We start from the raw sequence: 26383 nt of genomic DNA on the forward strand, positions 1-26383 counted from the left end.
ATGTTAGCAAGTCCAAAAGCCCTCTGGGACAACAGTCTTTTGCTCATAAAGGACAGTGTAACAGAGCAGCAATATAACACATGGTTCAAGCCAATCGTCTTTGAATCGTACAAGCCGTCGACAAAGACTTTGTTGGTGCAGGTTCCGAGTCCGTTCGTATACGAGTACTTGGAACAGAACTTCGTTGACTTGTTAAGTAAGGTGCTGCATCGTAATTTTGGTGAAGGAATCCGTCTCACTTATCGTGTTGTAACCGATAAGGAGCATAAGCTTTCTCAAGATATAGAGGCAGATCCAGACGATGCTGATATGGCAAAGCAAACTCGTGAGCGTGCCCAGCAGACGGCTGCCCAGCCTGCCGCTCCCCAGCAGCAGGAAGACATTGATACACAGTTAGACCCGAAGCTTACTTTCAACAATTATATGGAGGGTGACAGCAATAAGCTGCCTCGTTCCGTAGGATTGTCTATTGCCGAGCATCCCAATACCACCCAGTTTAACCCAATGTTCATTTACGGACCTTCGGGTAGCGGTAAGACGCATCTGGTGAATGCCATCGGCCTGAAAGCGAAGCAGATGTATCCTCAGAAGCGTGTGCTCTATGTGAGTGCCCGTCTTTTCCAGACCCAGTATACTGATGCCGTGCTCCATAATGCGAGCAATGATTTCATCAACTTCTATCAGTCTATTGATATGCTGATTGTGGATGATATCCAGGAGTGGGCTGGTAAGGCAAAGACGCTGAATACCTTCTTCCATATCTTCAACCACCTTTTCCGCAACGGAAAGCGTATTATCCTGGCGTGCGACCGCCCTCCGGTAGAGTTGAAGGATATGCCAGACCGTCTGCTCACCCGTTTCTCTTGCGGTCTGGTCTGCGAGTTGGAGAAGCCGAATATCCAGTTGTGTGTGGATATCCTGAGCAATAAGATCCGTCGTGACGGTTTGAAGATTCCGGTAGATGTCATCTCTTTCATCGCCCAGACCTGTAACGGAAGTGTGCGCGATTTGCAGGGAGCCATCAATGGTCTTCTGGCTTACAGCATTGTTTATAACAGCAGCATTGATATCCGACTTGCCGAGCGCGTCATCAAGCGTGCGGTGAAGGTGGATGATAAGCCGCTCACCATCGATGACATCGTTGAAACGGTTTGCCATCATTATAATGTAACGGTTACTGCCGTGAACAGCAAGAGCCGTAAGCGTGATTATGTCGTAGCTAGACAGGTAACAATGTATCTGGCACAGAAATATACCAAAATGCCTGCTTCGAGAATCGGAAAACTCGTTGGTAATCGTGATCATAGCACAGTTATCCACAGTTGTTCAAAAGTGGAAGAAAGACTGAAGATTGATGCTGGATTCAGCGATGAACTGGTTAGTATCGAAAACGGATTAAAGGTGAAAAGGGCATAAAGGATGTGCTTTTCGCTGATAGGATAAGTTTAAGCGCGGAACCTTGGTATAGTGGTTCTTGTTTATATAAATGAAATAAAGGAAGCCTGGCAAGTTTGTTTTTGCCTTGGCTTCCTTTTTCCGTCTATAAACTATTAACTGTCAACCATCAACTCTTTTTCATCATCATCTTCTTCCATTTAAAGTATCCGGCTACGGCGATGATGACATAGAGACCGTAAAGTCCTGCCTTGAATGGGATGCCTTTGATGATATAGAGATAGAAGCAAACGGCATCTACGATAATCCAGAAAAACCACTGCTCGATATATTTGCGTGCCAGCGCCCAGAGACCCACAAAGCTCAGGGCATTGGTGAAACTGTCTTGCAGAGGAACTGTAGAGTTGGTGAAAGTTATCAGTATATAATAGGTGATGCCCCAGGCTGCCAGGAAGAACAGAAGAGTAGGGAGATAGAGCGACTTCTTCATATAGGTAATCGGAAGTTCTTCTTTCTCCTTCTGGTTGTGCTTCTTGCCATATTTCCATACGGCATAACCATATACACCGGCTATCGTATAGTAGACCGCCATACCCGCATCCCCGTAAAGACCATGACTCCAATAGAGCCATACGTCCAGGGCGGGCATGATGATGCCTACCAGCCAGAGCCAGATACTGGCACGGTACTCCAACAGGATATAAACCAGTCCGAGTACCGTGGTAAAGATGTCTAAACCATGTGATGCAATATAATCCATCATGATGATTTCTGATTAGAACTTCAATGTAAGATGCGTCATCCAGGTGGTATCTGCCATCGGGATGTAGGCTATCTGCTTGAATCGTTTGTCCAATGTATATCCGTAACCGGTAGCATTGCTCCAGGTGAATGCGCTGGCTGCATAGTGGCGGTTGAAGATATTGTTGATGTCCACACCGAAGCTTACCTCCTTGATGCCGAGTGCCTTGGTTACCTTAGCACTGTAGTTCAGGCTCAGGTCGCTCTGTGAATAGCATGGCAGCGAGAAGTCGCGGTCTTCTGTGTTGGTAATATACTGGCGACTTACAAAGTTGGTATGCCAGGTAGCAGAGAAACCGGCATAGTGGATATCGATGAATCCGTTCAGGATAGCTGATGGAGAATAAGACAGGGTTGAGTTGTCGTAATGTACTACGCCTGGCTTGGTTTCATCATCCCAGTTGCTTACATACTCATCAAAGTCCTTGATCTTGTTCTTGCTCAAAGCGGCATTTCCTTCTACAGACAACCATGACAATGGTGCCCAGCCGGCTGCCAGCTCTACGCCCATACGATAAGAATCCTTGATGTTGGTGGTCAGCGCCTCGCCGATGTCACTCAACTGTCCGGTCTGAGCCAGCTGGTTGTCATAATCCATATAGTAGAAGTTGGCGCCTGCATGCCAGTTGTCGCCCTGATACTGATAGCCGAACTCTACATCGAGCAGCTTCTCCTCTTTAGGGAATGGATAGTTGAAGTTGTCGGTAAAGTTGTTGCGCTCTGGCTCGCGGTTACTGTAGGCTACAGATGCGTATGCCTTGTGGCCATCCTTGTTGAAGCTGATACCTGCCTTAGGGTTGAAGAAGTTGTACTTCTCGTTGATGTTCAGCTCCTGGTTCTTGTAGCTGCCGTCTTTCAGGGCGATAAATTTATCGTTGATACCGTCGGTCTTGTATTCTACACGGCGATACTGCAGGTCAGCGAAGGCATTCCAGTAGTCTGCAAAGCGATAGCTTGCCTTGACGAAGGCGCTGTAGTCATACTTGTGGGCATCAGAGTCATAGTACTTATACTGACCATTGTTGCCGAAGAATTTCTTCTCGGCATCCTGGTTGGCGATATAAGTAAGGTATCCCCAGTGGTTGCCACGGAACTGCTGCAGGTTCAATCCGCCGATAACATCCCAGTGCTCATCCTTGTAGTTGGTATTGTATACCATGCCGTAGGTATGCTGGGTGAGTCCCTTCTTGCGGATGAAGTCAGATTTCTTGATGAAATTACCTTCTGCATCATTGTAAACGAGTCCGAACTTGGCAAACTTGGCGTTGTTCTTAAACTCCTTGTAGTAGCCGTAGCCATAGGTGTAATGCAGTGAGAGGCTGTGGCTCCAGTGGCTGCTTGGTGTCCAGGTAGCCGAAAGGATGTTGTGGTTCTGATAGAAGTTATCAGTAGTCTTGTCCCATTTGCTTCCGTCGCGCAGGGTATAAGGAGTGATGGTATAATCGCCCTTGTCGTTGCGAACCATATCGCCTGTCAGCACGTTAAACTTATCCAGACCAGCCTTATACATATCTTTATAAGTGCGGATGCCATCCTCAAGGAGGGTGAAGTTAGAGTTGTAATCTCCGCCCAGCACACCGTTCCAAGCCTGACCGGTCTTCTCGAAGTTGCCGATGTTCTTGTAGCTTATCTTGAAGTTATCGCCCAGCCAGGTCAGTCCGCCATAGTAAGAACCTGAGCGGCCTGCTGTGCCGTCTACATAACCGTCGGTAGCAGTCTCGTGATAAGCACCGTCAAAAATCAGATGCTTGCCGAGCAGACCTGTAGAGAAGCTGGCGCCTGTATGATAGGTATTGTAAGAACCGAAAGAACCGGTAACTTCTGCAGTAGGGGTGAGCGAAGGAGCAGCTGTAGCCATAGAGATGCTTCCACCGAAGGCACCGTCGCCATTGGTAGAAGAGCCTACGCCGCGCTGTACCTGGATGCTGCCCAGGAGCGAAGAATAACTGTTCATGTTAGCCCAGAAAACGGTCTGGTCTTCCGGTGAATTGAGAGCCACTCCGTCGAGTGTTACATTGATGCGGCTTCCGGCAGCGCCACGAATGCGCATATAGGTAGTACCGGTGCCGATACCGTTCTCACTCCAGGCGAGGATGCCCGGTGTACGAGAAAGGAGAAATGGCAATTCCTGACCTGAGCAAGAGAATTGTTTAAGTTCTGATTTCCTGATGTTAGCCACGGCGTATGGAGCTTCCTTTGCGGCACGTACGCCTTTTACAATCACTTCATTCAAATTCTGCACCTTCAAGGTGTCGATTTTTGTCTGTGCCAGTGCAGCCTGGCTTGCCAAAGAGCAAAACGCTACACTGAGTGCGATCCCGTTGAATCTTTTCATTTATTTAAATTAAAAACATCATATAAGGGGGGAATGTGCCTTATTTTCCTACGCCAGCATTACCTGGTTCAGGTCGATGGGTATATTCTCAGCATCCGCTTTTTTCTCTTTTCTGGCGGTAGCACCCCTTAGTTAGCTCTCTGCTAACCGGGTGCAAAGGTACAAATAAATTTGATAACCGCAAAATTTGCGTAGATTTTTACTATATTTGTGTCCTTTTATCATTCTTTTTTCTTATATTTGCAGTCGGATTGCTGTTATTCGCAGTCCTTACAGTTTGAAACCTAAACTTCATGTGATATGGTTATGAGACGGTATATTTCACATTTGTTCACGTGGGTCATCTCTTTCCTGACCCTGTTGGCATTCTCATCGTGCTTGAATGAGCATCCTAAGGATCAGCTCGATGGGGGTGGCAGCAATGGTTCTGCGTCTGAAATATTCGATACGACCATAGCTCCTTTATATGATTTTATGGGTGGAACGATAGATGGGGAAGGCATCCGCGATATTCAGCGTCTGGACAGTCTGCTTTCTCTTTCTCCTGATGATGAGCAGCTTTATTCTTCCTGGCAATATCTTTATCGGGCTATCGGCATGTGCAACAAGTCGCTGGATATGATAGATTTACAGTCTGTACGGCTTACCGATAACCAGAAGGCGCAGTTCAAGGCCGAGGTGCGTGCCATCAGAGCCATGATGTATTATGAAGCGATGGATTTGTATGGCAGGATTCCGGTACTCCTGTCTTCGGCAGAATCTCTCATCTATGAACCGGCATCGGGCTCTTCGGTTACCGATGAAAAGCTGTCGGCTCAGAGCGAACGGAGCGAAATCTTCCATTTCATCTTCAGCGAATTGCAGCAGGTGTTGCCTTATCTTCCTCAGACGTCAAGTTTGGAGGAAGGCTCTCATTATGGGCGCATCACGCAGCCTGTGATCAACTTCCTGCTGGCTAAGCTGGCGCTGAATGCTGAAATCTATATGTACAACGATTGGGCGCAGGGTTACAGGAAGCGTCCGAAGGGTAGGGACCTGGAATTTATGGTGCGTACTGCCGATGGCGCCTCGCTCATTACGGGCGGCAAGGCGAGTGAGAACCGCAGCAAGATATTGAATGCTTGGGAAACCTGCATCTTCTATTGCAACAGACTGGCTGATGAAGGCTGCAGTTTAGAGGAGGATGAAATCTTCAACAGTTCGGTGCGTTATCTGATGCCGAAGGATGCGCTGGTGATGGATGAGGCTGATTCTGTTCTGCATTCCCGACCAGCCAAACCTCTTTTCCGTTTCCGTTATGCTGATGTGTTGCTGATGAAGGCTGAGGCGATGGAGCGCAACGATGGGGATGGCAGGGCAGAGTATAATATGGTTCGTGCGCATGCCGGTTTGCCTGCGCGCAAGTCATCGCTTGCCAATATTCTGGAAGACCGTCAGGTTGTGTTGGCGGGCGAAACCTGTCACCGTCAGGACCTTATCCGTTTCGGCAAGTTCCTCAAGTCCTCGCATCTTCGCCGTTCTGTTCAGTCCGCTCTTACGTCCTGTTCCATCGTCTTCCCGATACCTCAGCGGAGTCTTGCCTTCAATGGCAAGTTGGTTCAGAACAAAGGATATGAGGCAATGGAATAGATAAAAACTCTTCACTCTTCACCCGATAGCTCGAATCCCCTTTATATAAAGGTGTTGCGGAGGGTGAAGAGTTTTTTGTAACTCTTCACCTATCTTCACCCACTCTTCACCTCTCGAATCCCCTTTATATAAAGGCATTTCCAGCGATTGGGTGAAGAGTGAAGAGTAAAATCAATTTTTCGTCTTCTTTTCTGATATCAGCCGGAACCGGTGTGATATTTCGGTTATTGAAAAACCTGGCAAACCGGTTTTCGTTCGCTGTTTGGCTCAGACAGCCCACTGTTCTGCCTATCGCTAGTCTGCTGTTCTAGTTTCGCCAGTCTGCTGTTCCCGATAAATAAAACCATTTTTTTTCGTCCTTTTATTTACTTTTCCCCCATTTCTCCTCTCCATTTAAAAATAAAATTTGTATTTTTGCATACGTTTTAACGTGTTAACGATAATCTTGGCAGATGCCAAATACAAAAATAAGAACGAAATGGATACATTATATTTATTGCAGTTCGCCTGTTTCCTATTTATGCTCGTCAATATCCTCATCCTGGGTATTACCCGACTGCACATGAAGTGGATGAACCGGCGATATGAAGTGTCACGATGGCTGATTATCGGAGCCATGGTAGGATTGGCCATACAATTTCTCATGCAGATGCTTCTGGGCTTCCGGGCTCAAGACGCTGCTGTGGGAGCCGTTTTCAACATGCTCGCCTATCCCCCTTGCTTCTCGCTCATCTCTATTGGCATTTACAATATCGAGGCAACTCATGCCAACCGCCGGAAGATGAACATCGTTTGCGCCAGCATTTATGCCGCCATATTGGCTGCCTTCTGCATCGGCTTTATCCAGAGGGGAAACTTCCATATCGGCAGCTGGATTTATGTGATGATAGTCCTGTTCGCCATCAACGTAGCCTATTGCATCTATATGATAATAGTGGAAATCAGAAAGCGCAGGAGGATGCTGGAGGTGATGGCTGGTTATGATATCCTGCCTTACGTGAGATATGCGCGAGCCAGTGTATTCATGGTCTTTTTCCCAGCAGTAGCCCTGCCTTTTGCAGTCCTTTCCACCAAATCTCTATATGTTATCGGACCTCTGGGACTGCTTGCTGTCTTTTTCTTCACGCTCAGTTTCATGGCTTTGGGCTATAATTACATGCCTACCGAAGAACTCTTGGATAAGGAGGAAGAAGAGGAGGCTGCTATGGAATGTGTGGGAGACGTTGTCGATTCTGAACTGCAGGATGAAGAACTGGATGATAAGAAAGAAACTTTACAATCACTGCGTTCAGAAAGACGGCAGAAGATCGTCCGTGAGAAGTTGGATGAATGGTGTGCCGCCAAGGGTTATAGGGATACGTCGCTGAATATGATTACCCTGTCACGTTCGTTGAATATCAGCAGATACGAGTTGTCGCGCTACCTCTCATCCTGTCTCAATACCACCTTCCGCCCCTGGCTTGCCGAGGTGCGTTTTGAGGCTGCCAAGAAGATGATGTTGGATAACCCCGACTTCGGTAATGACATCATTTCTGCCGAGTGCGGCTTCTCTTCCCGTACCCATCTCTACCGTATGTTCAAAGAGAAAGAAGGCTGCTCTCCTACGGCTTGGAGAGAGAAAAACTGTTAAAAAGTATGTATTAGGTGTCGCATTCCTCACGAATGAGACACCTTTTTTGTAGGAATGCGACACCTATGTGGGGGAATGCGACACCTTGTTTCAAAGAAAAACACTATCTTTGCACCATGAAAAGTATAATAGAATTATTAGCCAAAGAAGAACAGGCTATCCTGATAGTAGCTTTGTTTCTCCTCATTTATGTTGGCATCATGATTAATGTCATGGTGAGGGAATATAGAACCTATCTTGATGATTACCCGATGTATCATTTCAGCCTGGGTGATTTCATCAGGAGAGGGCGTTTCTATATCTGCCTCATTCTCGGCGTAGTGTTTATCACGTTCGTGGGTCTGGTAGTCAGTCTGATGGCAATCAGTATTCAGTAATTTCTTGATAAAATATAATGACAAATATAATATTAAATTATGAAACATTTTTCAAATCAATCCAATGGGTCGCACGTCGGCCGTATGAACAGTGGGGGGGGCAAAGTTCTGTAGATTTGCCCTGTTCCCATTGATGTTGCTCATGTTGTTGCTTCTGCCTGGACGTATGGTGGCGCAGACAGATTACGTAACGACAGTAACGCTTAAAAAGTTAGCAGGTACCCCTGTGGGCTACAAGGGTGAGACTTACGCTAATCTCTTTGATGGCAAAAAGGAAGACGGCAATTCCTCTAAGTGGTGCTGCGAGTTTAGAGGCAGCGCCTATGTCATCTTCGAAGCCAGCAAGGCAGGAATTCCTGTGGGCTACACCATCACTACGGGTAATGACAATGCAAATTTTGGATGTGGAGGTCGCAATCCGTTTTCATGGAAACTCTATGGCAACAACGAAGGCAAAAATGGCGCTTGGACGCTTATCGATGAGGTAAACAAAGACAAGGTGCTCCAGGATAAGAACAATACTTCGTACAACTTTCCCTGCGAAGGTTCTACCTCTTATAAATATTTTAAATGGGAAATCTCGGCTATTCATAGTGGAAGCATATTGCAGGTAGGCGAGTTTGAACTCAAACTCAATACCTGTACGCACCTGAAAGCCGATGGCTCGTCTGCTCTTGGCGCAGCAATCAAAACCGTAGAACCTACTTGCACAGAGCCTGGCTATACCACAAAAGAATGCTCTCTCTGTCATTTAATTGTGAAGGAATATTTGAATCTTCTTAAGCCACACACTCTCACTCATCATGCACTGAAAGCTGCTACATGTACAGAAACTGGTTTAAAAGAATACTGGCAATGCAACGTATGCAACAAACTCTTCAGCAATGAAGCCGCAACTACCGAGATTACTGATGCTGCCAACCTCGTGATTCCAGCAAATGGTCATACATTAGACAGTGAAGGCAATTGTACTGTCTGTGGCGCAAATCGCTATGCTTTGTTCAATAATTTGGATGGTATAACCGATGTTACCATTACTGACAATGGCGATTATCCTTGGCAGATATTGGACTCGAAAGCCGAAGGTATGCAGGATCTTGGCTTCACTATTCCTAATGGTAGCAATGTACTGATGTCAAGTAATTATCATTTGGATCGCAGTTCTTCTGAGACAGTAATCAGGTTCAATGTATCTAAACCTATATTACTGACATCTCAGGTTCTCGTTTCGTCAGAAGAAAACAGAGCTCAATTTTATATTTATGTAGATAACATAGAAGATTTGTGTATTAGCGGAAAAAAGCAAACAGAATACAAAGTTTTATTATCTGCAGGCGAACATTCTTTGAGGTTACTTTATGAAAAAGGCTGGCGTTCAGATGCAAATGCTGATCGTGCATTCTTATATAATCTGAAAACATCATTCACAATTGATGACTATGTCGCAGATTATGAATCGTCTAACAACACATTAACTTTCAAGAAAATCACTTCGAACAATATAGAAAGCCTTGATTTAAACCATGCAGTTATAGTGAATAAACCGACGGTGGGCGAAATGAGCTATCTTTTAGGAATAAATTCCCTAGATATCAAGAGTGTCGTTTTCGATAAGAGTTTCAAAACGTACGCTCCAACATCATTGAAGAGTTTCTTTGCGTGGTTAACAAACTTGGAAACAATTAAAGACTTGAAGTACTTGAACACAGAGCAGGTGACAGATATGAGTAACATGTTCTATGGCTGCTCAGCTCTCACCTCGCTAGATGTTACCCATTTCAATACAGCGAAGGTGACGAATATGAACTACATGTTCTATCGCTGTTCAAAACTCACCTCTCTCGACGTCACTAAGTTCAATACTGCGAATGTGACAAATATGAGTTACATGTTCTGTCGCTGCCCAGTTCTCTCTTCGCTCGACGTCACTAAGTTCAATACTGCGAATGTGACAAATATGAGTTACATGTTCGAGAGCTGCTCAGCTCTCTCTTCGCTCGACCTCTCGAATTTCAATACAGCGATTGTGACAGATATGAGTTACATGTTCTATGGCTGCTCAGCTCTCTCTTCGCTCGACCTCTCTAATTTCTATACAAAGGAGGTGGGGAATATGGTCTGTATGTTCTCTGGCTGCTCAGCTCTTAAAACCATCTACGCCAGCGATAAGTTTGTTACGAGCAAGGTACAATCGGGTGAAGGTATGTTCGCATTTTGCAGGAATCTCAAAGGCACAATATTAGAGTATAATAACAGCAAGACAGACCACACCTACGCCAACTGCGGCACGAATGGTTATTTTACTCCTATATTTGAGTATGCCGAGTTTAACGAAGGTACAGGAACGCTTACATTCAGACGCGGCCTTTCCAAGCCCGAAAGAGCTTATGCGCTTAATCTGGAAGCATCCGAACCGGGGTGGCTTACGCATAAAGATGAAATCAAGAAAGTGGTCTTCGATGCTTCGTTTGCTAACGCAAGACCAACGAGCTGTTGTAGCTGGTTCTGGTATTGCACTAATCTGGCCACAATAGAGGGCATCGAGAATCTTAACACCGAGAATGTGACGAATATGGGTGTCATGTTCTGTCGCTGTCAAAATCTCTCTTCGCTCGACCTCACTAATTTCAATACAGGGAATGTGACAAATATGTACGGCATGTTCTCTAACTGTCAAAATCTCTCTTCGCTCGACCTCACTAGCTTCAACACTGCGAATGTGACGAATATGGATTATATGTTCGATGGCTGCTCTACTCTCACAACCATCTACGCCAGCGAAAAGTTTGTAACGGACCAGGTCAATGGTGGTGATATGTTCAATGAATGCAGAAGCCTCAAAGACTATAGCTTTAGCAAGAGAGACTCCAAATATGCCAACTATAAAACCGGCTATTTCAGCAAGCTGGTAGGCAAGAATGGCGATGATAAGATAGGAGCAGCGGGAGAAACTCTTGCTACGGATAATCTCGTTCTTGACGATGGCAAGGACTTCGTGGCTTACGAGCCGTTCGCAGCCAAGGCTGCATCTTACAACCGCACAATGAATGCTGGCACCGCATGGGGAACGCTCTGCTTGCCTTTCGCCATTGTCCAGAGCCAGGAAACAGAATGTAAGTTCTATTGTCTTACAGGTATTGACAATGATAATGATTGCATCACTCTTGAGAGTTATGAAGAAGGAGCAAAGATTCCTGCCGGTACTCCGGTGCTCTTCAAGATGAATGAGGGTAAGACATCACTTAGTCTTTCTGCAAGCAATGCAGAAATTGCAACTGCCCCAACAGTAGCTGGAACAAACACAGATGTCAACCTCGTAGGTTCATTCACCAAGATTGGCGGCAAAGACAATCAGGGTCTTGCAGACACCGACTACATCATCGGCAAGGATAAGTTCTGGCGTGTCTCTGACTTGAATGATGGCAAGGGCGTGGGTATCAAACCGATGCGTGCATACATCCATCCAGCCACAGCTTCTCAGGCAAGAGCAGCCATGCTGAGCATCGGAAAGGGTGATGGCACTACTGCCATTGACAACCTCAACGCTATCAGCAACGATGCCAATGCAGAATACTATGACGCGAATGGTCGTCGTACCAATGGTCTGCAGAAGGGTCTGAACATCGTGAAGCGTGGCAGCAAGACTTATAAAATCATGGTTAAGTAAAGAATTTTAAAATCAAAAGGATATGAAAAAGAAAGAATATACAAAGCCAGAGATGCAGGTGGTAAACATCACCTCTTGCACCCTCCTTGCAGCATCTACTATGCAGCAAGGAAAAGGTGACAGTGGTAGACCAGAAATGGAAGACGACTGGTATTATGGTGATTAACAGTCATTATAACGCCTAACGGCATAATACAGGAAGCCCCCGGTGCTATACGCATCGGGGGCTTTTACCATTTTCTTCCTTCCTGAGCCTTCTTATTTTAAACTAATATCGATTCTAAAAAATCAGCAGGAGTCTGCACATTTTCTGCAAAATCCCTAAAGTCCTTTACATTTCTTGTTACTATCACATCTACTTGATGGAGCAAAGCAGATTCATATTGCACGCTATCCTCAAAATCTTTACGTTCAAATGATAGACACTTCTTTATAATCTCCTTATCCACATCCGTTATTTCACAAAGAGACGCAAGACCTAACATAGATTGATACAACTCTTCCCGAGAATAAGATTTGCGCAAGATAAAAAATGCATTGACAAATGTTATAGCAGAAACATAAAGTTGAATTTTTCTCTTATGGGCTAGGTCAAAAATAACGGCAGCGGGATAATAAAAATCACCTCGCTGATCATAGAAATCTATGACTATATTGGTATCTAAGAATACTTTCATTTGTATTTTTCTTCTAAAGATTCATATAATGAGTCATCTATCGCATCTGAAACTTGCTTACGATTCTTAAGCGTCATCTTAAGTATTTCGGGCGAAAGCTGATAGTTAGCCCACGCATTCTCTTGCTTCTTTACAGTTGTAACAGACTTAGCATTAGCTGACTCCAACAGACGTTCGGCCAACCAACGCTCATTACTTGCTGTCAAAGGAAGGGACTGCAAGAAACTCCACAATTTATAAATAGCTAATGTTGTCATATCATACATATTTATATTATTCCAAATGCAAAACTACAACTTTTATTTAAAACAGCCAAGAATTTTGCTGATTATTTTAATTGAATGCGAAATTTAATTGGCTAATTTCAATTAGAAAGGGGGTATCTTTGGAGAGCTCCGATAGGCAGAATGCAGAGTATACAGACAGTAAAGAAAACTTACAGCCAATTTCTCAGGAGCGTCAGGCAGCCATCAAGGAGAAGCTTGACAAGTGGTGCGAAGAAAAGACACCACAGTAAACATGTTCACCCTGTTACGCTCGCTGAACATCTCCAAGAACGAGTTGTCGCGATACCTCTCATCCTGTCTCAATACCACCTTCCGCCTCTGGCTTGCCGAGGTGCGTTTTGAGGCTGCCAAGAAGATGATGTTGGATAGCCCCGACTTCGGTAATGACATCATTTCTGCCGAGTGTGGCTTCTCTTCCCGTACCCATCTCTACCGTATGTTCAAAGAGAAAGAAGGCTGCTCTCCTACGGCTTGGAGAGAAAAAAAACTGTTAAAAAGTATGTATTAGGTGTCGCATTCCTCACGAATGAGACACCTTTTTTGTAGGAATGCGACACCTATGTGGGGGAATGCGACACCTAGTTTCAAAGAAAAACACTATCTTTGCACCATGAAAAGTATAATAGATTCATTTGCCAAAGAAGAACAGGCTATCCTGATAGTAGCTTTGTTTCTCCTCATTTATGTTGGCATCATGATTAATGTCATGGTGAGGGAATATAGGACCTATCTTGATGATTACCCGATGTATCATTTCAGTTTGGGTGATTTCATCAGGAGAGGGCGTTTTTATATCTGCCTCATTCTCGGCGTAGTGTTTATCACGTTCGTGGGTCTGGTAGTCAGTCTGATGGCAATCAGTATTATGGCGATGAGAAGATAGGAGCAACGGGAGAAACTCTTGCTACGGATAATCTCGTACTTGACGACGATAAGGATTTCGTGGCTTACGAGCCATTCGCAGCCAAGGCTGCATCTTACAACCGCACAATGAAGGAAGGCACAACCTGGGCAACGCTCTGCTTGCCATTCGAGGTATCTCTCGCCGACAAGAACTTCCGTGCCTTCAAGCTTCTCTCGGCTGATGAGGGTACTGAGACCGTAGAACTCGAAGAGATTGAGGGAAGCATCGCAGCTGGTACTCCTGTTATCATCAAGATGAAGGATGGAGCAACAAAGCTCGACTTCACAGAAGCCGACAAGGAGATTGCAAATGAAGTAAAGACTGCAGAAACAGCTAATGGCAACTATCAGCTCCAGGGTCTCTATACACAGAAGATGTTCAGCAAGGATACTGATAACAACTGCTACATCGTGAAGGGCGACAAGCTGATGAACCCAGCCAAGCTGTTGGGTGAAACAAAAACGGAGTCTGTGGGCAGCAAGCCTTTCCGTGCTTACATGGTAGATAACTCATCTGCTCCTGCAGCTGGTGCCAGAATGTTCAGCATCAGCGTAGGCGGCAGCACCACAGCCATTGAGCAGTTGGAGACTACAGCAGATAGCAAGGCTGAATACTACGACCTCCAGGGCCGTCGCCTACAGAATTTGCAGAAGGGTGTGAACATCGTAAAGCGTGGTGGCAAGACCATGAAGGTTATCATCAAGTAATAAAAAATAGTAATAAAAACAGATATGAAAAAGAAAAGATATATCAAGCCAGTGGTTAGCGTCATGGAAATGGAAACCACAGCCATCCTCGCCGGTTCTGTTATCCAGAAGGCGGGAGAAGCGGATTACAGCGAAGAAAATGTGAAGGATTTCTGGGATAATGAAACTAATAAGGGAATTTGGGCCGACTAGCCCCTGATTCTCTATCGTATTCCCCGACAGGCAGCACATCTGATGCCTGGGGCTTTTCCATAACCGTATAGAATAAAAATCTGCGTGACCGATTCCTTATCACGATGACTATAACAATTTAAAAATAAAAAAAAACAAAAAAGTTGCCTAAAAACTTGGAAGTTAAAGATATAAATCTTATCTTTGCAAAAATATCCAAAAAAAGAAAAGTTATGGCAACAGCAATAAGAATCATTCCAACTCTTCAAGGTGAAGAAGCTGAAAAATTTTTAGAAAATGCAGAATGGACAGAAGCCCATCCTGGAAGTATTAAAGTTGACAAGAAAAAAGTTGAACTCACAAGAAAATTCTTGCGCGAAATGAACTTGCTATGACATATGAAGAATTATTAGAGATGTGCGTTCTTACTGTCGTAACACCTCAAAAGCTTGCTTCATGTGAGCCTTTTTGTTGTGACAATCAAGACTTAGACGAATTCTTTGCCAATGATTCCGTTATTTATTCCAAGCGTTTACTTGGAAAAACATATTTATTGTGTCTTCGTGACAATCCTAATATTGTTGTGGCTGCATTTACCCTATCCAATGATAGCATTAGGATCACCAATAAACTAAATGATGAATCAAAAAAATCATTTCTTGACTTTACAGATCTTCAAGGGAAAAGACTTCGCAGGTTCCCAGCTGTTCTGATAGGCAGACTTGCTACCAACAAAAAGTTTGCAGGCAAAGGAATCGGAACTGCTGTTATGGACTTGATAAAAAACTGGTTCAGATATAATAACAAAACCGGATGCCGTTTCATTATTGTTGATGCCTATAATAGTGATTCTACCATTCACTATTATCAAAAGAACGGTTTTAAATATCTTGTTGAAGATGAACGTTTCGAAGCTAAATACATGGAAATAGGTGTTGGCAGATTGCCACTAAATACACGTCTTATGTATTTCGATCTCCTAGGTATGGAAGACATTGATGATACCGTCTATATATCATAAAGTTCTCAGACTTCAATAGGAAATTTCGCCGAATCGCCTGTTTTCTTTTCTTCCCATATTGCGTATAGTGTATTACAAATTCTATATGGGTGAAGATGGGTGAAGAGATAAAGAAAATTCTTCACCTCCCGAAACCCCGATAAACAGAGGGGTTACGGGCGAGAAGGTGAAGAGTGAAGAGATAAATCGGGATTGCTTACAACTGATAGAACTTGGTGAAAGCCTTCACGCAATATTCGTGGTCAATAACACTACCGTTTTCTATGTGTCACTGTGATAGGTGGGTTCAAGAACTACCACCATATTTTTTCGAAACTTTTCTCCTGTTTTCTTTGCATTTTCAAAATAAAAGCTTATCTTTGCAGACAAATAGAAGTAGAACTTTTAAATGGATAAATATGGCTTTAAAAATTAAAACTCGTGAAGAAGCAATTGCTGTATTACGAGACATGGTTAAACGTAAAAGAGAAATGGAGGCAAAGGCTCAAATAGACTTTGCTAAAGCACGTAAGGAGGCTGCAAACTGCTATGCAGGCCTTTAACTTAACGCGCCTCAATTTTCATTCTCCTTATAAGGTCTGGATAGATAATGGCTCATATAAGTTCTTGACAGATTATGGTGTTCAGTATCGAATAGAATTTGTTGAAAATAATAATATCTGGGAGGATGAAAAAGCGTATGAATTCGGTATTCTCAATGAAAACAAGAAGAATTCTCCTAACGATTCTAAAGTAAAAGAGACTGTACAAAGTATTATTGAAGAGTTCTTTCTCACGAATCCGGACATTCTTTTATATCAATGTGAAACGGGTGATAGCAGACAGGCTATGCGAGCTCGTCTTTTTACCAGATGGTTTAACGAATTCGATAAACGAGATCGGTTTTGTGTCAAGGTTTCTATTCTTAGAGATGAAGAAGTTGACAATTACATAGCTATTATAGTTCAAAAGAGTAATCCTAAGTTGACTGACATTCTTCGAGATTTTGATGAGTTTATCGGTTTCTTTGATACAAAGCCCGAATAAAAGCGGTAAGTGAGATATAGACAAACGGAATCTCTATCGTACCCCCACCAGGCAGCACCTTTGCTGCTTGGTGCATAAAAAAAGCTCCCGATGCGTATGGCACCGGGGGCTTTTTCCTCTTTTTTTTCTTCCCATATTGCGTATAGTGTATTTCTATATGGGTGAAGAGGGGTGAAGAGTGGGTGAAGAGATAAAGAAAACTCTTCACTTCCCGAAACCCCGATAAACAGAGGGGTTACGGGCGAGAAGGTGAAGAGTGAAGAGATAAATCGGGATTGCTTATATTACAACTCATTTGTTGAATTGTCTGCATAAATCTTCTGGCTGAATCATCCGAAAAACAGTTTTTTTCTTCTATAATTGTGTCTTTTACCATTATAAATCTACCACTTATATTTAGAACTGTGAAAAATGTAAAGTCCTGATAATCAAATGCAGTTGTAAAAACAGGTGGTCATTTTCACCACTTAATTATTTAATCAACCAACAAATATCAGACATTTTATATACTTTTGCAACCGGAAACCAATCATGGATGGGTTCCCGACTATCAGACAGCAATTTTAAACATAAATGAGAATAACTAAAGTATAAATTATGAGAAAATCAAAAAGTAATGCGATGTTGCGAGGATTAGCAGCCTCAGCACTCGTCCTAATGGTCTCGGCGACAGCTTGGGGACAGAAGGTGAAGATTACGGGTACTGTAATCGACAATACCAATGAACCCGTTATCGGAGCTTCGGTTCTGGAGAATGGTACCAAAAATGGTGTTGCTACAGACCTGGATGGTCACTTCACCATCGAAGTACAGCCAGGTGCCAGACTCAAAATTTCTTATACCTTAATTCCGCAACACTATAGTTTAACATTATTTATAAGTGCCTGAGCAACAAAAAGTTGCCCAGGATTTTGCCATGTCAGAATTTTCACTTACCTTAGTGTTGCGAAAAGAAGACAAGCAAAACTCTAATATGACATGGCAAAGATACAAATAAAATCTGAGAAACTCACTCCTTTTGGAGGAATTTTTTCTATTATGGAGCAATTTGATGCTCTTTTAGCTCAAACCATAGATTCCACCTTGGGATTGAGATGCACTATGTTTGGTTATCAATATAGCGAAATTCTACGCTCTCTGATGTGCGTATATCTTTGTGGCGGCTCATGTATTGAGGATGTTACAACTCACTTGATGAAACATTTGTCTCTTCATCCAACTCTTCGCACTTGCAGCGCAGACACCATATTGCGTGCTATCGAAGAACTGACTTGTAAGAACATCACCTATAAATCTGCTTCTGGCAACTCCTATGATTTCAATACTGCAGACAAGATGAACTGCTTATTGATCAAAGCCCTGCTTGCTACTGGTCAATTGAAATCCGGTCAAGAGTATGATTTTGACTTTGACCATCAGTTCATTGAAACAGAGAAGCATGATGCAAAACCAACCTACAAGAAGTTCCTGGGCTATAGTCCAGGTGTGGCAGTCATTAACGACATGATTGTCGGTATTGAAAATAGAGACGGCAACACAAACGTGCGCTTCAACCAAAGAGAGACTTTGGAAAGAATCTTCAAGCGACTGGAGGCATCAGAAGTATATATATCCCGTGCCCGCATGGATTGCGGCTCATGCTCGGAGGAAATCGTAGATATGGTAGAGGCTCATTGCAGGCATTTTTATATTCGTGCCAACAGATGCTCTTCCTTCTACGATTCCATGTTTGCCTTGACTGGATGGAAAACTGTTGAAATCAACGGTATTGAATTTGAGCTGAATTCCATCCTTGTTGAGAAATGGAAAGGAAAACCGTATCGTCTTGTCATACAGAGACAAAGGCGAATAGATGGAGACCTTGACATTTGGGAAGGCGAATATACCTACAGATGTATACTGACTAACGATTACAAGTCGAGTGCAAGAGACATCGTGGAATTCTACAATCTTCGTGGTGGCAAGGAACGCATCTTCGATGACATGAACAATGGCTTTGGCTGGAATCGATTGCCAAAATCGTTCATGGCACAGAATACTGTATTCCTGCTTATGACAGCTCTCATCAGAAACTTCTACAAAGCTATTATGCAGAGATTGAAAACCCATGAATTTGGATTGCGTGCCACCAGCAGAATCAAGACCTTTGTTTTCAAGTTCATCTCTGTTCCTGCGAAATGGATTAAGACATCACGTAGGCATGTATTGAATATTTACTCAGACAACAATGCTTATGCCAACCTGTTCAAGACAGACTTTGGTTAAAGACCATGCTTTTCTGGTTAAACCAGCGTATTACCTCAAGTCGCTTTATGGGGTAAGGGGATTTTGTGTCTGCGACATTTCTGTTGTGCAAGAAATATGTACAATAAAATGAATTTTGTCGCTTTGCAAGCAAAATCCCACTAAACCCTATAGGTTGCGGATTTGAGGTTATATAGGTTATAAGAATAAGGAAGTGAAAGCTTCTAACGGCGTACAGATTATGCTCGAAGAGGAGTCTAATATGCTCAACGAAGTGGTGGCTATCGGTTATGGCTCTGTCAAGCGTAAGGATGTAACTACTGCCGTATCCAGTGTGTCAGCCAAAGACCTTGATACCCGTCCTATCGTATCTGCCGCAGCAGGTATGCAGGGAAAGGCAGCCGGTTTGCAGATTTCGCAAGCCAACGGTCAGCCAGGTGCTTCACCAACCATACGTGTGCGTGGTACCACCTCTTTGAATGGTAGCAATGATCCGCTCTATGTGGTAGATGGTGTGCCAATGACCAATATCGACTTCCTGGCAGCTGATGATATTGATAATATCCAGGTGTTGAAGGATGCCTCTTCAGCTGCAATCTATGGATCACGTGCAGCCAATGGTGTCATCATTATCGGTACAAAGCAGGGTAAGGCTGGTGTTGCTAAGGTATCTCTGAATGCACATTATGCATTTAATACTGTACGCGATAACCAGGAATCTCTCAATGCAGCTCAGTATAAGGAACTGATGGATGAGATTGGACTGGTGAAACTGCCAGAAGGTTTGAAAGACCAAACCGACTGGAAAGACGAGGTGTTCCGTACGGGTAATGTACAGGATTATCAGCTCTCTATCACCAATGGTACCGATAAACTGAGATACTTTATCTCGGGTGGCTATACAGGCGAAAATGGTGTTATCAAGAAGTCAAGCTATCAGCGTTACAACTTCCGAGCATCTGTAGAGAACGATATACGTAAGTGGTTGCGACTCAATGCCAGTGTAACTTATTCTGATTATACCAACAAGGGTACAGGTATCATTTCGGGTGCCGGTTCTAACCGAGGTGGCGTAGTAACAGCTATCGTCAATACGCCAACCTATGCACCGGTATGGAATCCGGAGAATCCTAGCCAGTTCTACAACAACTTCTATGGCGTGAACATTACCTCGCCAGCAGAGAATATCGCCCGTACTCAGAATAATAAGTCGGCTTACAACCGATTGCTGGCAACAGGAAAAGCAACTGTCACCTTTATGCCAGAACTGACTTATAACACATCTCTCTCGTTCGACCGTACACAAGGAACAACCACCAACTTCCTTGACCCGATATCTACCACCATCGGCCGTCAGGAATTCGGTACAGGCTATGATGGTAGAAACATCAGCAGCGTTATCGTATGGGACAATGTATTAAACTATAAGAAGGCATTCGGAAAGCACCGTCTGGATGCAATGGCTGGTAGTTCCTGGACACAGAGCAAGTGGAGCCAGAACTATATCAACGGTAGCAACTATGCCAACGATCTGTTCCCAACCTTGAATGCAGCCAACAAGATTTCCTGGACAGGAACCGGTTCATCAGCTTCTGATTGGGCAATTCTCTCAACATTCGCCCGTTTGCAGTACAACTGGAATGATACCTATATGGTAACCGCTAATATGCGTGCTGATGGTTCTTCCAAGTTGGCACCACATCACCGTTGGGGCTACTTCCCATCATTCTCTGGTGCCTGGCGCGTAAGCAATGAGAAATTCATGAAAGATATCAAGTGGATTGACGACTTGAAGATTCGTGGAGGCTGGGGACAGACCGGTAACCAGAGCGGATTGGGCGATTACAGCTATCTGGCAAGATACAATATCAATCGTGTGCAGTGGTTTGGCGAGGGAAATGATGCCAATTCTACTCCTACTTTCTCACAGGGCAACCTGAGTAACCCTGAGCTGACTTGGGAAACAACAACCCAGACCAACATCGGTCTCGACTTGACCGTACTGGGCAACCGCCTCACCTTTTATGCCGATTACTATTATAAGAAGACCAAGGATATGTTGATGAACATCACCTTGCCGGCAGGTAGTGCTGCAGCAAGAAACCTGACCTATAATGGCGGTTCGATGATCAACAAAGGCTGGGAGTTTGCCATCTCTTCACAGAATCTGACAGGCGCCTTGAAGTGGAATACAGATTTCAACATCTCATTCAACAAGAATAAGTTGGAGAGCCTGTCTCTGACTCAGGTATATTATGAAGCCACGACTACCGATTTCGTCAACGAACAGGTGGTTCGCAATACGCCAGGTATGCCATTAGGCAGTTTCTGGGGATATGTAGCAGAAGGTGTGGATCCCGAGACAGGTGATATGAAGTATAAGGACGTGACCGGTGATGGGCTGGTATCAGCCAGTGACCGTACTTATATCGGTGATCCGAATCCAGACTTTACATTCGGTTTGACCAATACCTTCTCTTATAAGGGCTTAAATCTCAGTATTCTTATCCAGGGAAGCTATGGCAACGATATCTACAACGTTTCACGTATGGAAACCGAAGGAATGTATGATGGCAAGAACCAAAGCACCAAGGTGCTGGCTCGCTGGAGAGTTCCTGGTCAGATTACCGATGTGCCAAAGGCTAAGTGGGATATCCGCAACTCAACCTACTTCGTAGAAGATGGCAGTTATCTCCGTGTAAAGGATATTTCTCTCTCTTACGATGTGCCTCGCAAACTGATTTCACGTTTCGGCCTGACCCGTCTGCAGCCATACGTATCAGCAACCAACCTGCTTACCCTGACCGACTATTCCGGTATGGATCCGGAGGTTAACCAGTATGGCAACAGTGGTAGTGTGCAGGGCATCGACTGGGGTACCTATCCACTCAATAAGAGTGTAGTATTAGGTGTAAAAGTAGAATTCTAAACATCGACAACAATGAAAACATATCATACAATCAAGACATTGGCGCTCGGTGGCATCGCAATGTTCTCTTTGGCAAGTTGCTCTCTCGACTACGAGCCATTATCAGAGCCATCAGAAATAACACAGGGCGGTCAGACAGAGACCTCAACTGCCGTATTGAAGGACAAGGCTGCTGCAGATGCACAGCTCAAATCGCTCTATGAGTTGTTCCGCAACCGCCAGGAGCATACCCATCTCGACTATCTTCTGATAGGCGATTCACATAGCGACAATGCTTATGCCGGAACTACCGGTGCAGAGGTGGTACCTTATGAAACCAACTCTATCGATGCCAGCAACTCGGTATTGAGCCGTGACTGGAACCGCTATCTGGAGGATATCGCCCAGGCAAATGTGCTGATCAATGGTGTTGAGCAATTGAAGGAGAACGGTCAGATATCAGAAGCTGAATATCATTCCTATAAGGCACAGGGCGAAATCTTCCGTGCCCTGATGATGTTCAGAATGGCTCGTCTGTGGGGTTCTTTCCCTGTCATTACGACCATCGCAAAGACCATCACATCCGAGAATATCAATGAGGTATATCCTACCTATTATCCTCCTCGCAAGACTCCGAAGGAATGTTATGAGCAGATTATTGCCGACTTGACGGATGCTGAGCAGTATGCACCGGATAATGACAATTCCGACCGCACCAAGATGACCAAGACCGTAGCTCAGGCTATGCTTGCCAAGGTTTATGCCGAAAAGGAAGTGCAGGATTATGACAAGGTAATCGCTTATGCCGACAAGGTGATGAATACAACCGGTGTAGAGCTGGAAGACAGTTATGAAACTCTTTGGGGCTATGATGAGACTGCGAAAGACTGCATGAAACGCAATACCAAAGAAGGTATTCTGGAGGTGCATTGGACAACCGGTAGCGGAAACTGGGAAACCTGGATGTACGGCCGTCCGTTAGACGACTGGGACTACTACTTTACCTGGGCAAAGTGGATTACTCCTTCACGAGACATCATCAATGACTTTGACAAGGAGGGTGATGAGGTTCGTAAGAATCAGGCTATCGTATATTATGCCTGTACCTGGAGCAACTATTATCCAGCTTCCAACTATCCGTTCATGTATAAGTTACGCTCTTCATACAATAATATTTACTGGGTTCGTCTAGCTGATATTATCCTGATGAAGGCTGAGGCAGAAGCCTATAAGGGCAATCTTGCCGAGAGTGCGAAACTCGTGAACCAGATTCGCAAGCGTGCCAAACTGAAGGAACTGACATCCGACAAGACTGGCAGCAAGGAATCTATGATAGAGGCTGTTCTCCATGAGCGCCGTCTGGAACTTGCCTTTGAGGGAGAACGCTGGTTCGACCTTTGCCGCAACAACAAGGTCGAGAAGTATCTCAACGGAATAGATAACCGTGATAGCGGACGCATCAGACAGGTGAAACAGTTTGACAGCAACTCATACCTGTTGCCAATTCCACAGACCGCTCTTGACCAGAATACCAATCTAGAGCAGAATCCAGGTTACTAAGCTAACCTGGATAGCTTTCAACTCAAACCGTTATTAACAAATAATAGAAGAAACGAATATGAAATACTATAGCAGTAAACTGATGATGCTGGTCTGCGCAACAGCTTTCTCTGTGACAGCTTGCAGCAGCAGTAACTCATTCTCAGATCCTGTAGACTTTGATACTCCTAGTGAGGCACCAAATCCGGTACCGGCACAAGGAACAGCCAAAACTTTCATTACCACAGCCGATGGAGTCTATTCATTGGCACAGGGTGAGGTGAAGTTGTATAATGGAGTATCTATGGCACCAACCACCATCGAACTCGATTTAAATAAGAAGTATCAGACGATTGATGGATTCGGTTATGCCATCACTTATTCATCCTGCTATAATCTGATGCAGATGAACCCAGAAGCACGTCAGGCTCTCTTGAAGCGTATTTACTCTACTACGGAGGGTTATGGCGTAAGTTATGCCCGTATCTCTTTGGGATGCAACGACTTTTCAAGTACTGAGTATACCTATTGCGACAAGAAGGGCAGCGAGGCTGATCCTATCAGCAACTTCGCGCTCTATAGCGATGAGAACGATTATGTGATTCCGGTGTTGAAGGAGATTCTTGCCATCAACCCAAATCTGAAGATTATCGCAGCTCCTTGGACTTGTCCAAAATGGATGAAGGTGACAGATATAAACACCAAGAATCCTAAGGATTCATGGACAGATGGTCATCTCAATCCTGATTATCGCGAGGTTTATGCCAAGTACTTTGTGAAGTTTATTAATGTGATGAAGGAGAAAGGCATCAATATCTATGCTGTTAGTCCTCAGAATGAGCCATTGAACAAAGCAAACTGTGCTTCACTCTATATGCCTTGGCAGGAAGAGGCTCCTTTCGTAAAGGAGTTGGCAGCACAGTTTAAGAAGAATAATCTGCAGACCAAGATTTATGTCTTCGATCACAACTACAACTATGACAATATTGCCGATCAGGAAGATTATCCTGTGAAACTCTACAATGCTATCGGTGATAACTTTGAGGGCTCAGAGCTGGTTGTAGGTGCTGCTTATCATGATTATGGCGGCAACAACAGCGAGTTGACTGATATCCACAACCAGCGTCCTGACAAGGAACTGATATTCTCGGAAACCAGTATCGGAACCTGGAATAACGGACGTGACTTGAGTAAACGACTGATGGCGGATATGAAGAATGTGGCGCTCGCTACGGTAAACCAGAATTGCAAGGCTGTGCTTGTATGGAATCTGATGCTTGACAATAAGATGGGACCTAACCTGGATGGTGGATGCCAGACCTGCTATGGTGCTATTGATATCAATCAGAATGGCTACAACCAGTTGAGCTACAATTCTCATTATTACATCATCAACCACATGTCTAGTGTCGTTGCTCCTGGTGCGGTTCGCATTGGTAATACGTCCCGCACCGTTAATGACAGCAAGATTACACATGCTGAGTTTGTTAATCCTGATGGTAGTTATGCTGCTGTCATTATCAACGAGGGAGATGAGGCTAAGTCAATCAACCTCAGTGATGGAACTCATAATTTTACCTGCAATGTTCCTGCTAATGGTGTGATTTCTTGCAAGTGGAATAAGTAATCCATAAACTCTATAGTAAATGATTCATTAAAGATACGATCATTATGAAACATATCAGATATTATATCATGGCGTTGCTCACCCTGCCACTGATGGCATCTTGCGGCGATGATGATTACAGTGCGCCTACTCCTGCCGGTAATCCTGTGATGAGCTGTACAGCTCCTGCTACAGCTGTATGGATGGGCGATGAAGTGGAGGTGAAAGTAAACTGCAAGGATGAGGGAGGCGTGGCTCTCTCTACCTTGAAAGCAAACCTCCTGTTTAGTGGGCAGAGTGTAGATGAAACTACCATCCGTACCAAGGAGGCTGGTGAATATACAGTCAAACTGAAAGTGCCTTATGCACAGAATGTTCCTGATGGAAAGGTGGATATTCAACTTACTCTGCAGAATGTATCAACTAAATCGAATACAGAGACCTTGTCGTTTGACATCAAGCGCCCTCACTTCAACAATCTGCAGTTTGTGAGTGCTGATGGTGTTAAATATGACATGACAGAGAAAAGCGACTTTGTTTATCAGGCTGTTCTTCCTAGCAGCAAGAAGACCTTCAAGGGATATTTTGCAACGAAGGATGGAAAGTTTGTCTTCGGTTCCAGCACAGGTAAGGATATCAGTTTGGGAGAAACAGGCAACTTCAACTTCACTTCTGAGAATATGAGCGATGTAGTTGTCACTTTCGATGCCAAGAACTATACGGCTGGTCCTACCGATGTATTGCCGGTTACCATCCTTGATTTTGCCGATTCTGATGCAGGCAAGACTTGGGTGGGTGATATCAAGCAAGGTGCTACCTGTAACCTTACTATCAACGGCAATAATCTGCCAGATGACTGGTATTATGACAGCGACTGGTTCCAGAAAGAAGAGGATGGAAGCTATACTTTCAAGGCTATTACCGGCAGATATACTATTTTGGCAGACTTCACCCATAAGTCATTCCGCATCTGGACTATGAATGGAAGTGAGCCTATGTCACTGAATGGCGATGGTACTGGTGCACTCTGGATTATCGGTAATGAAGGTGTCAACAAGCCAACTTGGGACGCTGTAAATCATGGCTGGTGGACAGGTGTAGATTCTGATGTCTGTCTCACTCCAATCAAGGATAAGGTATATCAGGTTACACTCACCGTTGGTAAGCAGCTCAGAGCTACTGATGTAAACTTCAAGTTCTTCGGTCAGGCAGACTGGGGTATTGAGTTCAAGGGTAAGGATCACAGCCATCTCATCTCAACTGAGAGCGAGGTATTCGGCATCGGTGACGGTAACGGCCACGACAACGGCAATGTTTATCTGAAAGATGGAGTAGAACTGAAGGATGGCGAGACATACGTTCTTACAGTTGACTTGACTGCCGGTGTAGACAAGGCTGTTCTCAAAGTAGAAAAGAAATAATATGTAGGTTTATAATCATCCATAAGCATTTTAGGTTT

The 26383-nt window shown here is 44.2% G+C and carries 24 protein-coding genes and 1 pseudogene; 21 read left to right on the top strand and 4 right to left on the bottom strand.

Annotated elements, in window-relative coordinates; all coding sequences use genetic code 11:
• Entirely contained in the window at positions 1–1416 is a 1416-nt protein-coding gene (dnaA, locus tag FO447_RS00005) for a chromosomal replication initiator protein DnaA (RefSeq protein ID WP_118080725.1), read from the top strand.
• Positions 1417–1564: 148 nt separating this feature from the next.
• Here dnaA and pnuC read toward each other — a convergent pair whose 3' ends face one another.
• Entirely contained in the window at positions 1565–2158 is a 594-nt protein-coding gene (pnuC, locus tag FO447_RS00010; protein ID WP_200757124.1) for a nicotinamide riboside transporter PnuC, read from the bottom strand.
• A gap of 12 nt (positions 2159–2170) precedes the next feature.
• Complete coding sequence (locus FO447_RS00015) at positions 2171–4531, bottom strand: TonB-dependent receptor (RefSeq protein ID WP_200757126.1); 2361 nt, start codon at positions 4529–4531, stop codon at positions 2171–2173.
• 306 nt (positions 4532–4837) lie between these two features.
• Between FO447_RS00015 and FO447_RS00020 the strand changes: the two genes are divergently transcribed.
• From FO447_RS00020 to FO447_RS00040, 5 genes are all read left to right on the top strand, one after another.
• Positions 4838–6160, top strand: coding sequence for a RagB/SusD family nutrient uptake outer membrane protein (locus FO447_RS00020; protein ID WP_200757128.1), 1323 nt, complete (start codon positions 4838–4840; stop codon positions 6158–6160).
• Positions 6161–6638: 478 nt separating this feature from the next.
• Positions 6639–7790 carry an AraC family transcriptional regulator gene (locus tag FO447_RS15915; RefSeq protein WP_234699027.1) on the top strand — a complete coding sequence of 384 codons (1152 nt, stop codon included), beginning with the start codon at positions 6639–6641 and terminating at the stop codon, positions 7788–7790.
• 116 nt (positions 7791–7906) lie between these two features.
• Positions 7907–8167, top strand: a complete 261-nt coding sequence (locus FO447_RS00030) for a hypothetical protein (RefSeq protein WP_200757130.1) — start codon at positions 7907–7909, stop codon at positions 8165–8167.
• Positions 8168–8258: 91 nt separating this feature from the next.
• Positions 8259–11834 (top strand): BspA family leucine-rich repeat surface protein, encoded by a 3576-nt coding sequence (locus FO447_RS00035; RefSeq protein ID WP_200757132.1) that lies wholly within the window; start codon positions 8259–8261, stop codon positions 11832–11834.
• Between the two features lie 22 nt (positions 11835–11856).
• Positions 11857–12000, top strand: coding sequence for a hypothetical protein (locus FO447_RS00040; protein WP_200757134.1), 144 nt, complete (start codon positions 11857–11859; stop codon positions 11998–12000).
• Between the two features lie 97 nt (positions 12001–12097).
• Here FO447_RS00040 and FO447_RS00045 read toward each other — a convergent pair whose 3' ends face one another.
• Both FO447_RS00045 and FO447_RS00050 read right to left on the bottom strand, forming a co-directional pair.
• Positions 12098–12511 carry a type II toxin-antitoxin system VapC family toxin gene (locus FO447_RS00045; protein WP_118082166.1) on the bottom strand — a complete coding sequence of 138 codons (414 nt, stop codon included), beginning with the start codon at positions 12509–12511 and terminating at the stop codon, positions 12098–12100.
• The gene (locus tag FO447_RS00050) at positions 12508–12768 is read right to left on the bottom strand and encodes a hypothetical protein (RefSeq protein WP_147347541.1); all 261 of its coding nucleotides are present in this window, start codon (positions 12766–12768) and stop codon (positions 12508–12510) included. Before FO447_RS00050 ends, FO447_RS00045 begins: the two co-directional genes overlap by 4 nt.
• A gap of 128 nt (positions 12769–12896) precedes the next feature.
• Here FO447_RS00050 and FO447_RS16155 point away from each other — a divergent pair, with 128 nt between their 5' ends.
• The 15 genes and pseudogenes from FO447_RS16155 (at position 12897) to FO447_RS00120 (ending at position 26345) form a co-directional block, all read left to right on the top strand.
• Positions 12897–13028: a hypothetical protein gene (locus tag FO447_RS16155; protein WP_254949412.1), complete on the top strand. Its 132-nt coding sequence runs from the start codon at positions 12897–12899 to the stop codon at positions 13026–13028.
• 2 nt (positions 13029–13030) lie between these two features.
• Positions 13031–13306: a helix-turn-helix domain-containing protein gene (locus FO447_RS00055; RefSeq protein ID WP_200757136.1), complete on the top strand. Its 276-nt coding sequence runs from the start codon at positions 13031–13033 to the stop codon at positions 13304–13306.
• A 102-nt stretch (positions 13307–13408) separates the two neighbouring features.
• Positions 13409–13681 (top strand): hypothetical protein, encoded by a 273-nt coding sequence (locus FO447_RS00060; RefSeq protein WP_200757138.1) that lies wholly within the window; start codon positions 13409–13411, stop codon positions 13679–13681.
• 59 nt (positions 13682–13740) lie between these two features.
• The gene (locus tag FO447_RS00065; RefSeq protein ID WP_200757140.1) at positions 13741–14409 is read left to right on the top strand and encodes a hypothetical protein; all 669 of its coding nucleotides are present in this window, start codon (positions 13741–13743) and stop codon (positions 14407–14409) included.
• A gap of 24 nt (positions 14410–14433) precedes the next feature.
• Complete coding sequence (locus FO447_RS00070) at positions 14434–14601, top strand: hypothetical protein (protein ID WP_200757142.1); 168 nt, start codon at positions 14434–14436, stop codon at positions 14599–14601.
• 212 nt (positions 14602–14813) lie between these two features.
• Positions 14814–14975, top strand: coding sequence for a hypothetical protein (locus tag FO447_RS00075; RefSeq protein ID WP_153112973.1), 162 nt, complete (start codon positions 14814–14816; stop codon positions 14973–14975).
• A complete protein-coding gene (locus tag FO447_RS00080; protein WP_118190073.1) occupies positions 14972–15601 on the top strand; it encodes a GNAT family N-acetyltransferase in 630 nt (209 codons plus the stop codon). Before FO447_RS00075 ends, FO447_RS00080 begins: the two co-directional genes overlap by 4 nt.
• Before the next feature lie 398 nt (positions 15602–15999).
• Entirely contained in the window at positions 16000–16143 is a 144-nt protein-coding gene (locus FO447_RS00085) for a hypothetical protein (RefSeq protein WP_022121358.1), read from the top strand.
• Positions 16130–16627, top strand: coding sequence for a DUF6169 family protein (locus tag FO447_RS00090; protein ID WP_022121359.1), 498 nt, complete (start codon positions 16130–16132; stop codon positions 16625–16627). Before FO447_RS00085 ends, FO447_RS00090 begins: the two co-directional genes overlap by 14 nt.
• Positions 16628–17224: 597 nt before the next feature.
• Positions 17225–17515 (top strand): carboxypeptidase-like regulatory domain-containing protein, encoded by a 291-nt coding sequence (locus FO447_RS00095; protein ID WP_200757144.1) that lies wholly within the window; start codon positions 17225–17227, stop codon positions 17513–17515.
• A gap of 90 nt (positions 17516–17605) precedes the next feature.
• Positions 17606–18892, top strand: a complete 1287-nt coding sequence (locus tag FO447_RS00100; RefSeq protein ID WP_055235773.1) for an IS1380-like element IS942 family transposase — start codon at positions 17606–17608, stop codon at positions 18890–18892.
• A gap of 169 nt (positions 18893–19061) precedes the next feature.
• Positions 19062–21800, top strand: a pseudogene (locus tag FO447_RS00105) (SusC/RagA family TonB-linked outer membrane protein); the annotation flags it as partial.
• Between the two features lie 12 nt (positions 21801–21812).
• Positions 21813–23339 (top strand): RagB/SusD family nutrient uptake outer membrane protein, encoded by a 1527-nt coding sequence (locus FO447_RS00110; RefSeq protein WP_200757146.1) that lies wholly within the window; start codon positions 21813–21815, stop codon positions 23337–23339.
• Between the two features lie 58 nt (positions 23340–23397).
• Positions 23398–24945 (top strand): glycoside hydrolase family 30 protein, encoded by a 1548-nt coding sequence (locus tag FO447_RS00115; RefSeq protein ID WP_200757147.1) that lies wholly within the window; start codon positions 23398–23400, stop codon positions 24943–24945.
• Between the two features lie 44 nt (positions 24946–24989).
• Complete coding sequence (locus FO447_RS00120; protein WP_234699028.1) at positions 24990–26345, top strand: DUF5121 domain-containing protein; 1356 nt, start codon at positions 24990–24992, stop codon at positions 26343–26345.
• Positions 26346–26383 lie beyond the last annotated feature (38 nt).

Origin of the sequence: Segatella copri, assembly GCF_015074785.1 — a bacterium.
Lineage (GTDB): Bacteria > Bacteroidota > Bacteroidia > Bacteroidales > Bacteroidaceae > Prevotella.